At 59.0% G+C, this 15,065-nt stretch carries 14 protein-coding genes, 6 pseudogenes and 1 other annotated feature; of the genes and pseudogenes, 8 read left to right on the top strand and 12 right to left on the bottom strand.

The genetic code is table 11. The features are described 5' to 3' along the window. A partial coding sequence (locus QCE79_RS37885; RefSeq protein WP_309851648.1) for a transposase occupies nucleotides 1-138 on the bottom strand: 138 nt, incomplete at its 3' end. 61 nt (nucleotides 139-199) lie between these two features. Here QCE79_RS37885 and QCE79_RS37880 point away from each other — a divergent pair. The 3 genes from QCE79_RS37880 to tnpC are packed head-to-tail and all read left to right on the top strand — an operon-like array spanning nucleotide 200 to nucleotide 2,655. Beyond that, complete coding sequence (locus QCE79_RS37880; protein ID WP_404989509.1) at nucleotides 200-658, top strand: transposase; 459 nt, start codon at nucleotides 200-202, stop codon at nucleotides 656-658. 31 nt (nucleotides 659-689) lie between these two features. Continuing rightward, nucleotides 690-1,043 carry an IS66 family insertion sequence element accessory protein TnpB gene (gene tnpB, locus QCE79_RS37875; protein ID WP_309853912.1) on the top strand — a complete coding sequence of 118 codons (354 nt, stop codon included), beginning with the start codon at nucleotides 690-692 and terminating at the stop codon, nucleotides 1,041-1,043. A 31-nt stretch (nucleotides 1,044-1,074) separates the two neighbouring features. Beyond that, a complete protein-coding gene (tnpC, locus tag QCE79_RS37870) occupies nucleotides 1,075-2,655 on the top strand; it encodes an IS66 family transposase (RefSeq protein WP_309853908.1) in 1,581 nt (526 codons plus the stop codon). Nucleotides 2,656-3,495: 840 nt separating this feature from the next. Here tnpC and QCE79_RS37865 read toward each other — a convergent pair. From QCE79_RS37865 to QCE79_RS37855, 3 genes and pseudogenes are all read right to left on the bottom strand, one after another. Next, nucleotides 3,496-4,223, bottom strand: a pseudogene (locus tag QCE79_RS37865) (IS3 family transposase); the annotation flags it as partial. Beyond that, nucleotides 3,808-3,921: a sequence feature (AL1L pseudoknot), on the bottom strand. Its footprint overlaps the pseudogene before it by 114 nt. Before the next feature lie 202 nt (nucleotides 4,224-4,425). Further along, nucleotides 4,426-4,794: a DUF3331 domain-containing protein gene (locus tag QCE79_RS37860; protein WP_309853915.1), complete on the bottom strand. Its 369-nt coding sequence runs from the start codon at nucleotides 4,792-4,794 to the stop codon at nucleotides 4,426-4,428. Between the two features lie 54 nt (nucleotides 4,795-4,848). Next, nucleotides 4,849-6,141 carry an NAD(P)/FAD-dependent oxidoreductase gene (locus QCE79_RS37855; protein WP_309853905.1) on the bottom strand — a complete coding sequence of 431 codons (1,293 nt, stop codon included), beginning with the start codon at nucleotides 6,139-6,141 and terminating at the stop codon, nucleotides 4,849-4,851. Between the two features lie 136 nt (nucleotides 6,142-6,277). On the opposite strand from QCE79_RS37855, the gene QCE79_RS37850 reads away from it, so the two are divergent. Further along, nucleotides 6,278-6,955, top strand: coding sequence for a helix-turn-helix domain-containing protein (locus tag QCE79_RS37850; RefSeq protein ID WP_309853902.1), 678 nt, complete (start codon nucleotides 6,278-6,280; stop codon nucleotides 6,953-6,955). A 114-nt stretch (nucleotides 6,956-7,069) separates the two neighbouring features. Here the strand turns inward: QCE79_RS37850 and QCE79_RS37845 are convergent, their stop codons facing one another. The 5 genes and pseudogenes from QCE79_RS37845 to QCE79_RS37825 all read right to left on the bottom strand — a co-directional run bounded on the left by QCE79_RS37845 (nucleotide 7,070) and on the right by QCE79_RS37825 (nucleotide 11,114). Continuing rightward, nucleotides 7,070-7,300, bottom strand: a complete 231-nt coding sequence (locus tag QCE79_RS37845; RefSeq protein ID WP_309853899.1) for a hypothetical protein — start codon at nucleotides 7,298-7,300, stop codon at nucleotides 7,070-7,072. A gap of 1,101 nt (nucleotides 7,301-8,401) precedes the next feature. After that, on the bottom strand, nucleotides 8,402-8,614 hold the full coding sequence (locus QCE79_RS37840) for a diguanylate cyclase domain-containing protein (protein ID WP_309853895.1): 213 nt from the start codon (nucleotides 8,612-8,614) through the stop codon (nucleotides 8,402-8,404). Continuing rightward, nucleotides 8,554-9,453, bottom strand: coding sequence for a sensor domain-containing diguanylate cyclase (locus tag QCE79_RS37835; RefSeq protein WP_309853892.1), 900 nt, complete (start codon nucleotides 9,451-9,453; stop codon nucleotides 8,554-8,556). The genes QCE79_RS37840 and QCE79_RS37835 overlap by 61 nt, the downstream gene beginning before the upstream one ends. Before the next feature lie 371 nt (nucleotides 9,454-9,824). Beyond that, a pseudogene (locus tag QCE79_RS37830) lies at nucleotides 9,825-10,040 on the bottom strand (IS3 family transposase); the annotation flags it as partial. A gap of 12 nt (nucleotides 10,041-10,052) precedes the next feature. Then, nucleotides 10,053-11,114 carry an IS110 family transposase gene (locus QCE79_RS37825; RefSeq protein WP_309853889.1) on the bottom strand — a complete coding sequence of 354 codons (1,062 nt, stop codon included), beginning with the start codon at nucleotides 11,112-11,114 and terminating at the stop codon, nucleotides 10,053-10,055. A gap of 295 nt (nucleotides 11,115-11,409) precedes the next feature. Between QCE79_RS37825 and QCE79_RS37820 the strand changes: the two are divergent. Both QCE79_RS37820 and QCE79_RS37815 read left to right on the top strand, forming a co-directional pair. After that, a pseudogene (locus tag QCE79_RS37820) lies at nucleotides 11,410-11,667 on the top strand (integrase core domain-containing protein); the annotation flags it as partial. A 75-nt stretch (nucleotides 11,668-11,742) separates the two neighbouring features. Then, nucleotides 11,743-12,229: pseudogene (locus tag QCE79_RS37815) on the top strand (ATP-binding protein); the annotation flags it as partial. A 68-nt stretch (nucleotides 12,230-12,297) separates the two neighbouring features. On the opposite strand, the pseudogene QCE79_RS37810 reads toward QCE79_RS37815, so the two are convergent. After that, a pseudogene (locus tag QCE79_RS37810) lies at nucleotides 12,298-12,596 on the bottom strand (glyoxalase/bleomycin resistance/dioxygenase family protein); the annotation flags it as partial. Nucleotides 12,597-12,599: 3 nt separating this feature from the next. Beyond that, nucleotides 12,600-12,876: pseudogene (locus QCE79_RS37805) on the bottom strand (ArsR/SmtB family transcription factor); the annotation flags it as partial. Nucleotides 12,877-13,502: 626 nt separating this feature from the next. On the opposite strand from QCE79_RS37805, the gene QCE79_RS37800 reads away from it, so the two are divergent. Both QCE79_RS37800 and QCE79_RS37795 read left to right on the top strand, forming a co-directional pair. Beyond that, on the top strand, nucleotides 13,503-13,742 hold the full coding sequence (locus QCE79_RS37800) for an AbrB/MazE/SpoVT family DNA-binding domain-containing protein (RefSeq protein WP_309853886.1): 240 nt from the start codon (nucleotides 13,503-13,505) through the stop codon (nucleotides 13,740-13,742). Then, nucleotides 13,742-14,176 (top strand): PIN domain-containing protein, encoded by a 435-nt coding sequence (locus QCE79_RS37795; RefSeq protein WP_309853883.1) that lies wholly within the window; start codon nucleotides 13,742-13,744, stop codon nucleotides 14,174-14,176. The genes QCE79_RS37800 and QCE79_RS37795 overlap by 1 nt, the downstream gene beginning before the upstream one ends. Nucleotides 14,177-14,437: 261 nt before the next feature. Here QCE79_RS37795 and QCE79_RS37790 read toward each other — a convergent pair whose 3' ends face one another. Further along, nucleotides 14,438-15,046, bottom strand: a complete 609-nt coding sequence (locus tag QCE79_RS37790; protein WP_309853879.1) for an RES family NAD+ phosphorylase — start codon at nucleotides 15,044-15,046, stop codon at nucleotides 14,438-14,440. Between the last annotated feature and the right edge of the window lie 19 nt (nucleotides 15,047-15,065).

The following is a 15,065-nucleotide window of genomic DNA, read 5'->3' as shown; positions in this document are numbered from 1 at the left end:
TACGCGGTAAAGCGCTGCCCATCTACGCAGCGATTCTACGTTGATGCCATGACGTCGCGCGACGACCTTGAGCCCGTGATGGCCAGCGCAATAATCCTTGACTGCAGCGAGCTTCGCTTGTTCTGTATATTTTCCCAAGACATTCCCCAAAGATAGGTGCAACCTTCGGGGGTCAGTTCACATTGTGAGGTGGACACCTATGGCTGACAGAGACTCAGAGCTGAGAGTAGTTCGGCAAAGCAGCGATGGCCGTCGCCGCTACGATGAAAACGGCAAACGGGCATTGATCGAGGCGGCGTTACGCCCCGGCATCTCGGTGGCCCGCATGGCGCAGGAGCACGGGATCAACGCCAACCTGCTGCGCAAGTGGATCACGAAATACCTGATGGAGCGCGAGAAAGGCGTCTCGCCGACGCCGCAGGATAACGGCGACGACTTGCCGCATTCGGGTGATGCGACTGACAGCCTGGCGCTCGATCCTCCGAGTTTTCAGCAACCCGTCGTTGCCGCGGCACCGCCACCTGCGTTCGTACCTGTCGTTGCGCTACCGCCTGCGTCCACACCGCCGCCACCGCCGATGACGCTCACGCTACATGTACATCTCTCGAACGGGTCGAACTCGAACTGGGCAAAGCCATCGCGACCATTGATGAACTGACAACCCTGGTTCAGATCCTTGGGAGGATGCCGTGTTCCGGTTCGACGACAATCTGAAGGTGTATCTGCACCGCGATGCTGTCGACTTCCGGTACGGCATGAACAGCCTGTCGATTCTCGTTGAACAGTCGATGCGCCTGAATCCAATGGACTCGTCGCTTTACATCTTCGGAAACCGGCGTCGCGACAGGATCAAGATCCTTGGCTGGGATGGTAGCGGTTTCTGGCTGATGATGAAACGATTGGAGGCCAGCCGTTTCATCTGGCCCGACAACAAGGCTGAGGTCGTGACGATGAAGACCAACGTGCTGCACGCACTGCTCGATGGAGATGACATCACTACGATTCGACGACATCCGAAGCAGGAATATCTGCGTGTGAGCTGAACAGGCAGACGGTGTGCTGGTCTAACCCAGCATGCCGGTCAACGTCACGATCACCGCCGACGAACTGAAAGAGCTGCTCGCCGAACGCGATGCCGCTCGTGCGTTGCGAGAAGAACAGGAGGCATTACGCGGCGCCCTGCGGCTTGTGACAGCGGAACGCGATCTCGCCGAGGAACGACTCCGGGCCTACCGTCACGAGTTGTTCGGCGCAAAGAGCGAGGCACGAGATTCGGATCAACCCAGCCTGTTCAACGAAGCCGAGGTGCTCGGCGCGAGCAGCTCACCTGCTCAGGAAGATACGCCAGAATCGACGGTCGGCGCACATACGCGCAAGAAGCGGGGCCGTCGCAAGCCGCTCGATCCCAACCTGCCGCGCGACGTGGTGCGGCGCGAGCTGCCTGAGGCTGAACGCTTCTGCATGAACGATGGTCACGCGCTCGTCGAGTTCGGCGTGGAGATCAGCGAGCAGCTCGACGTGATTCCGGAGCAGCTTCGCGTGATCCAGCACCAGCGCGTCAAATATGCATGTCCGTGCTGCGATCTCGGCATCAAGGTGACGCCGGCGCCGCCTCGCATCATCCCTCGCGGGCTGTTGAGCGAATCGGCGCTTGCACGGATCGTCGCCGGCAAGTATCAGTTCGCGATGCCACTGTATCGCCAGGCCGGTCTGCTACGTCGCTTCGGCGGCGACATCTCGTCGAACACGATTGCTGCGAGTATGGTCCGTGTGGGTCTCGCGACGCAACCCGTGATCAACCTGATGCGCGATGCGTTGCTCGATGCCGAGCTGATCTACTGCGACGAGACGACACTCCAGGTGCTGAAGGAAAAGGGCCGTCGAGCGCAAACGAAGAGTTACCTCTGGGCGCAGATGACCGATTCGGGCATGCCCATCCGATGCTTCACTTATACACCGGGGCGCGGCACCAGGCTGGCCGACAAGCTGTTCGCCGGGATCCGCGAGGGCGCGGTCATGATGACCGACGGCTACGAGCCCTACAACGACATCGCCCGGCGTCACCAGCTCGTGCACCTTGGATGCTGGGTTCACCTGAGACGGTACTTCGTCAAAGCAGAGGACAGCGTACCAAAGGCTGCCCGAACGCCCGATCTGCTGGCGACGCGTTTCATCAAACTGATCGGCAAGCTGTTCGCGGTCGAGGCGCGCGGTGCGGCGTGGACCGCACAGCGACGACAGCGGTTACGACGACGATACAGCGCGCGCGTACTCGACGCCATCCACGCGCTGATGCTCGAGCAATCGCCCGGCGTCGTACCGAAAAGCTTGCTCGGCAAAGGACTGACCTATCTGCGCATGCAGTGGCCGAAGCTGATCCGCTACATCGAGAACGGTAGTTGGCCCATCAGCAACAATACCTGTGAGAATGCGATTCGACCGTTCTGCGTGGGGCGCCGCGGATGGCTGTTCTCGGACACCGTCGAAGGCGCGAACGCGAGCGCCAATCTCTATACGCTCGTCGAGACCTGCAAAGCAAACAACATCGATCCTTACCGGTACCTCACCTGGCTGTTCCAGCGCCTGCCACTGGCGAAGACCGTCGACGACTACGACGCGTTGCTTCCCTGGAAAATGCCGGCCGACCTCCGCTGACCCGCGTCACTACCACACCTCACGCGCTCCGCCACCTTACTCTGAGGGGCGTCGTTCGTGGATCGCATACGATCAAACTTGCGTTCTTATTCTCCGTCGACCATGTCGCCAGTTTGCATTGCATTTCACTGATTATCAAAGGTTTTCACCTCACTATGGTCAGTTAATCAACCAAGCAAACCACTTCAACTGCCTTCCTTCGCCATGTAGCCGGCTTTCCCGACCTCGGACTACTACGGAGGCTCCGCCAGTCTGCACGTCATCGGGGGCACACTCCCTTGGCATCCGTGCAGACCTTCCCCAGTTCACATGCTGGACTCAACGCATGAGCGAGGTTGCCTGTCGCAGTCTTTATCCTTGCTTGCCGCAAGTCGCCGCGAACACCACGGTCTAGCTGCGCGCTCCCCGTGATTCCGAGCTAAGTGGCATACCGCTCCACCGCCTTTCGTGCCGTCGCACCATACGTATGTGTCGACGGCAATTCGCGTCCTGCCTGTTAAGCGGTGTAGGCAGGGGTGACTTTTCAACCCTCAGATGCGGTTTAACAGGTTCGTTTTCCTCAACCGTCCCATGCTCAGCCTAGAGGCTCATCTTGGCGTAACCGCTTCGCCGCAAGCCCCGTTTCCCATGGACTACGTCACCTTGCCAGTGTCGGCAAGTCACCGCCGCTTCGGCTCACTCCCTCTCGCATCAGAACAAGGGCACGTTCCTGGTACGGCCACATCAACTTCTCCAGGTAGCGCATTCCAAACATGCTCAAGCAGCTTCACCCCGTATGGGCGGGCTATGCTGGCTGGGCGTACAACAGCTAAAATCCGCGACCCACAGCGCGTTAGGTCACTCGGCCCGGAACTGACGTTTGACCCGGTCCAGCGGGCACGGCACCGCATCGTCGCGCTGCGTCGTCTAGATCCGGCGGCCACGCCGCACTCCTTCGAGGCCCATCACCTTCATCAGGCGCGCAACCGTGCAGCGCGCGACCTTCACGCCATCGCGCAACAACTGGCGCCAAACCTTGCGCACTCCATACACGCCGAAGTTCTCGTCCCAGACCGCCCGGATGACGGGCATCAGTTCGATATCGCGACGCGCTCGTGCTGACCATTGCTCCGGATCGCTGCGTCGCCCGGCGTGCCGGTAATACGTCGACGGCGCGATCGGCAGCAGGCGGCAGATCGGCTCGATAACGTAGACGCCGCGATGCTCGTCGATGAACGCGATCATGGCTTCGATCGGCGGTCGAGCTCCGCCTGCGCGAAATATGCGGAGGCCTTCCGCAGAATCTCGTTGGCCGTGCGCAGTTCACGATTCTCGCGCTCCAATTCTTTCAGACGCGCCAACTCCGAAGTTGTTGCGCCAGCTGGTTGGCCACGGTCGCGCTCAGCCTGAATAATCCAGTTGCGAAGCGTCTCGCGCGACATCCCCATCTTCGAGGCGATCGAGCGGATCGCCGCCCCCTGCGTTTGATACTCGTGTTGGTGCTCGAACACCATTCGCACCGCTCGCTCACGGACCTCATCCGAATATCGCGTCCCGGTGGGCTTCCTTGCCTTGCTTTCGTTTTCCATACTTCAAATCTCCAATTACAGCCAAGATCCGAAGTCTCCTACATTTCCTATGCGGTTCATGATTCCACTTTGTGGGCAAAGGTGAGATTAGTGACAGGGTCGTCGCGCCCAGCGGTAACGATTCCTTCGACGAGCATCATGCAGCATGGCGTTCGGGAGCGCTTGAACGCGCGAACTCGACGGCAGAATCGAGCGGCATGACTTAGCGCCAAACCGTGAATACCTCCACGCAATCGGCGCAGATCATCGCATTGCAGTTCCTCGGGGGATGCTTGCCTCTCGCCGGCGAATAGACCGCGTCGCCGCGCTCTATTTGACGGCCAGTCAACGCGCAGATACCGCGCGTTGCGGCTTTCTTGGCACGCCAGAGTTGGTCGCCGTAATGGCCGGTCAAGGCGTCGCGCCAAGAGACCGTCAATGAAGTCGAGCTCGGACGATCAATCAATCGAACGATCGGCGCTCCGACCGCACAGCTGGAAACCCTCGAACCGTGGGAGGATCTCGGGACAAGAGAGTATGCACTCAATGTTTGACCGGGGTGACTATCGGCGAGCAGCGCTAGTGTGCGCATCCATATTCTTTCACTTTTGCGAAACATGTTGTCTCCCGCGTCCGTTCGACAGTTTCAGGCTAGCCGAATTTTCGGTTGGGCCAAGCGGTTCAATTGCTCGGCGCCCCATAACAGAGCCGCCTTTCCGACGCCGTGCACCGCTCGCTGGTGACGTCGATATAGCTCGGCGTGACTGAGTTGCGCCAGACGGCCATGGATGAACCCGCCCTTGAAAAAGCCGAATTGCCCGAGCGTTCCGAACGCATCGTAGTTCGCAAGCGACACCAGTGCCCCAAGATTGTGATAGGAAAATTCGGAGACGGGCTTTCCTACGAGCCACGTTGGTAAAGCCCTCGCCAGATATTCGGCCTGTTGCGTCGCGACCTGTGCCGTCGGAGCAAGTGGCCGGTCGGCATCTCTTGATTTGAGGCTAGAGCAATCGCCGAGCGCGAAGATATGATCGTCACGGGTCGTCTGTAAGGTAGGACGCACCACTAGTTGGTTCGACCGAGTGGTTTCAAGACCGCTGATCTCGTGCAGGAAATCGGGCGCTTTCACGCCGGCCGCCCAGACCATCAGGTCGGCGGGGACGCGTTCTCCGTCTCCATAACAGAAGCCGCGCTTTTCCACCCCGCTAACACGCGTCGATGTAAGCACCCGGAATCCCATCTTCTTGAGAAGCTCCTCGCTCGATACCGAGATCTTGGACGGAAACGATGAAAGTACACGTGCGCCACTCTCGATGAGCGTCAGTTCGAGCCGCTTACGGATCGTGGGATCGCCGTAGCCCGACGCCACCTCAAGAAGTCGGCTCAGTTCCGCGGCGAGTTCGACCCCAGTCGCACCCCCGCCAACAATGGCAACGCGAAACGTTTCGTTTCTCGCCACGCTGCGGAATAAGCGAGCGCGCAATATTTCATTGAAGCGCTCAGCTTGTTTCTGCGTGTCGATAAAATGGCAATGCGCCTGAGCACCTGGCGTTCCAAAGTCGTTCGCGCGGCTCCCGAGCGCAAGCACGAGTACATCATAATCGAGCGTGCGTGAGCTGAGCACAAGCTCCCCGTCGGGTGTGCGAAGCTCTTCCAGGATGATGCGCTTTTTCCTGCGGTCAAGGCCGCACATCGCGCCGGGGTAGTAAGCATAGCCATGGTCTTTTGCGTGAGCCACATAGCTGACTTGCTGCTGGTGAACGTCTCGCGTGCCGGCCGCAATTGTGTGCAGCATCGGCTTCCAGATATGTGTGGCACTGCTGTCCACTAGCGTGACGCTGGCATCGGCGCTTTGACGAAACCGGCGCCCGAGCTTCGTCGCCAGTAGTAGTCCGCCGATGCCACCCCCGACGATCAAAATGCGTACCGGCTTTTTCATAGGCGTGTGCTCAATTCAGCATGTGATGAATTGAGAATGCTACCGTCGATGGCCTCCTCTGTCAAATACCGGTCTGCCGGCGCAGTTCAGCTAAAATCGTGCTCCATCGATCAACGTTACCTGTTCAACGTCGCCAATGAAGGCAGCCCTTGTAAAGTCGGAAGGCGCGAGAACTTCGCGTAAGAAGCCGCCAACGAAGCGGACGCGTGGACGTCCTGCCAATAACGCTTCAGTGGGACCGGATCTCATTCTGCGCGTCGCGCGTCAGACATTTGCACGGCGAGGGTTCGAAGCGACGAGCGTACGCGAGATCGCGCGCGATTGTGGTGTGGACCCCGCTCTCATCGCGCATCATTTCGGCTCGAAGGGTTCGCTCTGGACCGCCGTCGTTCAGCAAATCGCCGAACAGGCTCTTCCCCTAATTGAAGCCACCGCCGCGCTACGAACCCTGCCGATTGGCGCCACAGCACGCGTGGAACGCGCAGTCGCGCTCTTGGTTGACCAGGTTTTCGCGCAGCCTGACATAGGAATGTTCTTTTCTACTGCTGCCACCGAGGAGGGGGAGTGCTCGGACAAGCTGATCGAAGAACTGGTCCGCCCGTACCATGACGTGCTAGTACCACTCTTAATGGACGGGGAAAATGCGGGTGAAGTGAGTGTCTCGAACGCCAATCTATCGTTTTTTATGCTCGTCAACGCCATCAGCAAGACGGTCTCGTACGGCCATGTGCTCGCCGCATTTTCGTCGTTGGTCGAGCATCGAAAGAAATATAAACGCGCGGTCTTGGTTACAGCATTGAAGATGCTGGGCTAACTACCTTGCCCCCTCTCAGTTGCGATTCAGCCCGCAGGAGCACCGCAGGGGCGAGGCCACGCCAAGCGGACTGCGCGCGACCTCCGAATCGAGGCCTCCGAACGGCTTAGTGCTTCATCGAGATGTGATGTTGAAGGGAGGAACTGGCATGTCATCGCCGTCGATGAAAGCGGTCGCGCAACGAATCGCGAAGTTCAGGGCTCCGTCTCTGCTTGCGAAGATGCCAAGCGTCCCTAACGATGTTTCGTGGTCGTCCTCTTCTATGAACGAGGCCGTCGCGGCGAAGCCACTTCCCATTCGTGTGGCGGACGGCTTCATTGCCACACCGCGATGATAGAGAATCATGAATCGGTTCCGATGTTTTGCCAGTGCCACTACATACGGACGAACAAAGGTTTTTTTCCAGACGCATCGCCGGTTAGAAAAAAACTCGCACCCGGTATCCGAAATTTCACTGTTTGATGAATTATCATTCTGGCGAAGTTGCGACGTCGCGTCAACTGTTTATCGGCTGATCGCTTCAGCGATGCTTGCTCTACTTTCGTTTCGACTGTGCCCACCAGCTTCGGAAGACAACAGACTGGAGGTTCTCCCAACATCCGCGCGCGCAAAGAACGCCACGTCGGACTTTTAGCAGCAAGGGGGCGCCATTGAAATCTTCGAAGGCCAGACCCCCGGGGCCAACGGCGACAGGCTTGGGATTCGCTAGCGAACACGACGGGCGGTCGAGCGTCTGGTAATTCTCGGCTTCGTGGCCGCATTGCGCGTTTTCGGGGGTGTTTGCGTTGGTCCTAGTCATCGCGATGTGAAGATCCAATTGCGGCCGTCGCTGTCAGCAGGACACGTCCGCACTGACGACGACCGGCGCATCGCGAGAAATCGGAAGAACGTGGACCAACGTATCTGTTTGAACACACTGCGGATCTTCAGCCGCACCAGTCGAAACTCGCGAGGCGGAGGCTGCCTTTCAGGGCGTGCAACTAGAAAGCCTAGCCAGCGCGTCAGGGAGGACTGCACTAATTACTCAATCGCTTTGCACGGGAAGACGTCCGGGACTATGAACGCTGGAGCCAAGGACGTTAGCGTTTCGCTTAGCGAAGCGCACGCCTCCGCAGATGCGTCCGGGCTCGCGTTCCATTTTTGCGTGAAAATCAACGGTGTTTTGTCGACCCTGTCGTTGCCGCAGGAGCAGTCGCCTTTTTATTGTGGAGGCGGGTCTGTAAGGCAAGCGGGTTTGGTGTATACATTGAGAACGTAGAACACGCCGAGGCCGAGCATCGACGCGGTCATCGCGGTTGAATCGCCGAGCGCGACGCCAAGCGTGCTCGCGAGCACCTACTGACCTGCGGAGCAAGCGGGGAAAGCTGTGCCTTGATTATAGAATCGTGCATCGGTGCGTTGATCCTCGCCTATGGAGCTATGGAAGCGAGCCGACTCGCATCTGCGTCAGCTGGCTGGTCCGGACTGCGCGGTTGTGACAACAACTCGATTCCGTCCGCCGTTTTTTGCCCGATACAGGGCCCGGTCGGCGGCGGCGAACAATTCGTGGTGACCGGCGTGAGCATGTTCGCCTTTGGACATCGTCGCGGCGCCCACGCTCACCGTGACAACTCCAAACCGCCACTTACTATGGGCAATCGATAGACGCTCGATCCCCACGCGTAAGCGTTCGAGCGTTTGTTCGAGCGATGCGGCTCCGTTGCTGTAACGAGCAAGGCGAACTCCTCACCTCCGATGGGGCCCGCAATCATTTGGTGCTCGTCAGCAATCATCTGCAACACGGACGACACCTCGCGCAAGCAGCCGTCACCCGCAGGATGCCCGTATGTATCGTTGAAGTGCTTGAACCAGTCGACATCGATCACGACCAGGCCAATGTGCTCCCCTGCGCCCGCGTCCTGCCATTGACGCCGCACGTATTCCCGCATGAAACGTCGGTTGAAAAGTCGCGTGAGCGGGTCGAGCGCGGCGGCCGTGCGTAAGCGCAGGTCATTTTCGATCAATGCGCGCAAATGGTGGAATACGTCGCGCGCGTCGGGGTCCAACTGTCTTGGGGACGAGTCCATCGCACACAACACGCCCACGGCTTCGCCCCCCGGCGCCCGAATTGCGATGGCCGCGTAGAAGCGTATAAACGGAGCGCCATGCACCAGCGCACATTTCTGGAGCGCCGTGTCGGAGCGTGCATCTTCGGTCACAAACAACTTATCGCCCTGCACCGCGTGGTCACACAGTGAGCGCCCGCGGGGCATCGGTGACATCATCACGCCCCCTGCGGCGAAGTAGTGTTGAAGATTCCTGTCGAGCAACGTGATGGCGATGATTGAAGCGCCCGTCACGCATTTCAGGATTGCTGCGGCGTGGCGAAAGCACTCGCGCATCACTTGGTCGTCATAGAGCAGCCATTCGATGGCGGACGGCTCCGAGCCTTGCGGACCATCGCCGATGAGGCGAGACGCGAGGCGTGTATCCGGCGGGGAATCGGCTGAAAAAGGCATCGTTTTAGCCAGTGCTGAAATAACGGTTAACGTCACTTTGCAGCAGCACTTGAGTCGACGCGCGGGAAGCAGGCCGGCCCCAAAAACTTGCGTTCTCAATGACGGCGGCCACCCGCGCAGGCCCGGTGAAACGAAAAAATTGGTTAATCGAGCTTTTCCGGGTACCGCGACGAGAATACGTCTTCCTCAAGATCCGCGTCGCGTTCCCCGGAAAAACTCGATGAACCATATTTCTTTTGCGAGTGTCCGACGGAAAATGCCGAATGCTCAACGAGCAATGCTGTAACCAATACGGGCCATCCAGTGTTGTCGTTGGTTATAGTCGAGAATGTCTGAGCTTCCCTCGGTTTTTGCCTTCCAACGGTCCCGGGTTATGCAGCCGCATCCTTGGTCTGCTGAGCTTTGGTCCAATTCCGAAGGAACTGCTCCGGAGAAACAAAGCCGAGCGACTAATGACGACGATTGCGGTTGTAAAATACTGCAATATATTCGAACAGATCGGCCTTCGCGTCCTGATGCGTTCGGTAGCGCGTGGCGTGAACCCGTTCGTTCTTCAAGCTGTTGAAGAAGCTTTCCGTCGGGGCATTGACGCTCCTATGTCAAGTGACCCGCGTCGAATCGGTCAGATCAGCGAGGATGAGCGGGTACAGTTCCCTCACGATATAGCGCTTCAGGCATCGATGAATTTCCTTGTTTGACATGCCTTCTTTGGTCCGGCGCTCGACGTAAGCACGAGTCCGGGGATCGCTTCTCATCCGCACCATCGCGATGGTCCCCAAGGCATTGTTTGCGGACCGGTCGCCACCTCGGTTCAAGCGATGCCGGACCGTTTCTACAGACGACGCCTGCAGCGGGCTCGCTCCACAAAGCGCTGCCAGCGCAGCTTCATTTTTCAGACGTTCGGGATTGTCGCCCGCTACGGCGACGAGCACTGCCGCGGTCTGTGGACCAACACCGAATCTCTCACGAAGGCGGCTGGCGTGCTCGCTGGTCAGCCGATCAAGTGTCGCGTCAAGCGTCCTGAGCTCTTCGGCCAACATGAGCCAGCGTTTGGCCAGCAAACGCAACGTCGTTGTTAGCGTTTGCAGCAGCGGTGTCGATCCCAACGAACGAACACGTGCGCGACCGTCTACGCATTCTGCCGGCTTTCCTTTCCACAGGCGCTCGCGAATTTCCTGGGGCGCGCTGACCAGCAATGCCCGCAATTGATTGATGGCCTGCGTCTTCGCCTTCACGGCACCGCGTCTGGCAACAGAGACCGCGCGCATCGCTTCAGCTGCTCCGGACTGTGCTTTTGGAATCGCTGTTGCGCTGCCGGAGATGACCGATCGCGCGGCATTCTCTGCATCAGTAGGATCGGACTTACCCCGGAGTCGGCGCGTGCTCCGGTCTGGGCGATTCACTTCCAGCACATCAATCTCGTGGTCCCGCAATACGCGGGTCAAGCCAGCGCCGTACGTACCCGTTCCCTCAACGCCGGCGCGCAGCAGACAGCCGAATGAATTGGCCCAGATCAATAGTTTCAGATATCCGGCTGCGTCGGCGGGCACGGACAGCGTCCCGAGAAGCTTTCCTGCTTCACTGATCACCGCGCCGACATGTGCATCCAGATGCGTATCGACACCTAGAATGACTTCGCTTCTTATCGATTGGTCGTTCATGCGAGCTTCCTTTGTAGTGGACGCATCGCCAACCCCATTCGCAGGACATGACACTCACGGTGCAGAACAAAGCTCCTATCAGGTCACAGACGCTGGGCCCGGCAACGCACGGGGAACGCCGGAACCCGATCGACAGGTCAACACCAAGGCAGCTCGGCCAATCCCAGCACGGGTCAAATCGGTCCGACGTTCAGGGGCGATCTTAGACTGAGTGTCCCAACAATTTCCTTTGCGACTCATCGAGCAGCGCATACCGTAGGCGGTCAGCTTGCGCTGGAACTCGTGACTTGCGTAATACGTCAGCATTCGGTACACCGAACGTTTGGTGGACGTTGGCGTTGAACCATCAGTCGGAACTGTCGGCGACTCCTACGACAATGCTCTGGCCGAAACGATCAACGGCTTGTATAAGGCCGAAGTCGTACATCGGCGTTCATGGCGGACGCTCCAAGACGTCGAGCTCGCCACGCTCGAATGGGTTCACTGGTATAACCACCATCGGTTGCTCGGCCCGCTCGGGTACGTATCGCCTGCGGAAGCAGAGGAAGCCTAGAATCGGAATCTGGTGCGCTCCGCTCGCGCGGCGTAGCGCCAAACTCGGCGGTCTCCGACAAAGCCGGGGCGGTTCAAAGCAGTGCGCGCCGGCAAAAGCGTGTACTTCGGCTCGCTGGCGGAAATCGTCAACTCGATGGCCAAGGCCGAGCGCGAAGGCAATCTGGCGCAACGCGTGCGCTTCCTCGGCGCAACAGCCTGCTCATCGTCGACGAGATCGGGTACCTGCCGATCGGCTCCAACGGCGGCAATCTGCTCTTCCAGCTCGTCAATGCCTGCTACGAACGCTGCGCGATCATCCTATGACGTCCAACCGCAGCTTCGGCGAGTGGGGTGATGCGTTCGGCGATAGCGTCGTCGCCGCGGCGTTGCTCGACCGGCTGCTGCACCACGCGATCGTCGTGCAGATCGAGGGCTCCTCATATCGCCTGCGCGAACACGCCGATCTGTTGCCTGAACATCTTCGCAACCGAACCTCCTCCCTAAATCCGGCACCTGCCGAACCGCCGCGGCGGCGCCCCGGCCGCCCCCGAAGGAGCTCACCTGATCACGTCAACGGCTGATCACCACAAAACACAGGTGGGGAGTTTTACTTCGACACTTCGGGGGAAATTACGGCCGACGTTGACAGCTTGTCGCTGCGCGCGTAGCAGCAGGTCGTTCGCCCTGGTTGAGCAGCGTCGTGTCGCCCATCCTGCGCATTCTGCGCTAGTTCGTCCAGCTCGGCTGCGTCGTCCACCTCGAAACCCAGATGATCGACACCGGTCTGCGAGCCGCGCGTCGAAATCGCAAGTTCACGCGTGGATCTTCCAGCATCCACTTAACGTGTTCCGGCTCGGCACGCGCAGGCTCAGCGCCGAACAGCTTCGAACAGAACGCGACACTGGCCCCGACGTCGTCAACATGGATGTGGACCTGAAACCGCTTCATGGCTCTGCAAGAGTCTGCGCCGGGAACCAGGCAGGCCTGACAGCAGTTTTCGGTAAGAAAACCGAGGGCTGCGTTCATCTGTTCGAAGGCCGCCCGATAGATCAGGCCGCGCCCATCCCGCTCCTGCGTGACGAGTCCCGCGTGCATCAGCTCCTTCAAGTGAAAGGAGAGCGTCGCGTTGGGCACGGCAAACTGCGGCGATGGTGCCGGGCGTCAGGCCATTGAACCCGGCCACGACCAAAATGCGGAAAGCGAACCGTCGATGGATGGAGGAAATCAGAGCCGGCGTCTAGGACCGGATATTCTCGTCCGGAGGTGAACGGCGGCCCCTCGTCACGGAGCGGACTTTGCTCTAATGCAGCGCAAAGACTGCTCACAGTCGTCTGCTGTCCGACCCGGCTGATCCGTTTCGTCCTCGCCTGCCGGCTTACGTCTGGCCGGGCTCGGCCCTTAAGCAGCCCCTTGAGGAAGCTTTGGGCCTACATCCATAGGGCGGAGGTCCAGTCGTAGCGGCCATCTGCGCCGGTGCAGCAACCACAGGGGCACCGTGACAATGTGCAAGATCGCGGGCCACGCCTGGATGCGAAAAGTCAGCGTCGCCTGTCTGAGCGTCACGGCAATATTCTTTCTCCGTGACCGTCAACGAGACAACCGCACACGTTCAAGCGCCAGGGGTTCAAAAGGCGCGCACGCTCGAACGGCATGGCCAAATGCACGATGCCAATCAGCGGTTCGCGCCAGTCCGGCGATCCGCAAGACGCGCACGGGGAAGCAGGGGAGGTCGGTCATGGTTCGTTACGTTGCCTAAGCGGTTCGCGGGAAAACCCGGAATTGACGATGAAATGGACTTGAGAGAAAGTCGGCGTGGATATACAATTCAACGGATGTGTATCCAAGGAGGCCACCATGCAGGTTGCGAAATGGGGTAACAGCCTTGCCGTGCGACTGCCTGCAAGCGTCGTCGACGCGCTTGAGCTGAAAGAGGGCGACGACATCGAGATCTACGCTGACCGTTCCGGCGCGTTCTCGGTCAGCAAAAAGCCCACAGTCACCGAGCGTATCGAGCGCCTGCGCCAGTATCGGGGACGTTTGCCGTCGGATTTCAAATTCGACCGGGAATCACTCGGCGACCGGGATAGCCGCTAATGACGCAGGCCGCACCGACTCGCTTCGCCGTCGACAGCAACGTCATCGTCTATCTGTTTTCTGGCGACGTCGCGAAGGCTAACAGGGCTGAAGCACTGATGGCTGCCGGAAATTCCAAGCCAGTCATCAGTACCCAGGTCATGAACGAGGTCACGCTTGTGATGAGCCGGAAGATGGGCCTATCGTGGCCTGAGATCGAGCGCATCCTAGACGACGTCGAAGTGCTTTGCGAAGTCGTGCCCCTGACGCTCGACGTTCATAAAGAGGCGCGCCGGATTGCAGCGCACTACGGATTTAGGTTCTTCGATTCGTGCATCATTGCTTTTGCATTGCTCGCAGATTGCAAGGTGCTCTACAGCGAGGACATGCACCATGGTCAGGTCATCTTCGAGCGGCTGACCGTGATCAACCCGTTTTCAGAGCAGACCGTCTGACGCCGCGACACCTGCGCATCGGACGGCGTCTTATTATCGATCGTAGGCTCGACCATGCGGCGTACGCGTTCGATCCGAGCGGCTAGGTTTGACATAAAGCGATTCATCGTTTGTTATTTAGGATTGCTATATAACTGTTCCCTAGTAGGCTGGTGAGTCTCGACCTTTCGAAGAGTATAGGGAAACCCGTTAGTGTTTCCGCTACCTTCGATTTGAGGATCGACTCAGGCGCCAGGGAAACACTTCGGACCCTCTGTGCGGTCAACGGCTTCGGACTTTGGCCACGTCAATGCGATACTTATTTACGAAAGCGGGCCAGTCGACATGTTGCGCCAGCGGGAGATCGTCAACCACCACGACTTTCGCTCGTGCCCGGCAGAAGAGAGCAATGCATGTCGCTGGGAAATTATTCCGCGAGGGATAAAGCAGACCGTCGAAGGCTGGGATGCCGCTGTAGTCGAGCGCTTTGTGAATCTGCCGAGAAGTACGCTGTGTGTGGATGTAACGTCGGCTCGCCAGTTGGCCGAGATTGAGGCCGAATTCCCGCGCCATCACGCCTGGCGCGGTCAGGTCAGCCAAGTTCAGTCGCTCGACTACGCCGACAGCACGCACAATGCGTCCACGAATCTCGCTTAGCGTAATGGTACGCGGACGGCTCCGGTGCCATTGGTGCTGATGGAAGACCGACTCCATCAATACTGTCGGAAGGTCGAAGCCCAAGTACAAAACCCCATAGTCACCGGTCGGATCGTCGTATCGATTTGCGGAGCTTGTACCAAAATAGAGCGGTGTGGCGGCGTATTCGACTCGGCTGATGTGCTGGAGCAGTTCTCCGGCCGCAATGACGCGGCTTGGAATCGACAAAGTCAAACCGCTTCCTCACCGTGAA

The sequence above is a fragment of the Caballeronia sp. LZ003 genome (genome assembly GCF_031451465.1).
Classification (GTDB): domain Bacteria; phylum Pseudomonadota; class Gammaproteobacteria; order Burkholderiales; family Burkholderiaceae; genus Caballeronia.
This window is presented reverse-complemented; position numbering and strand designations above follow the sequence as displayed.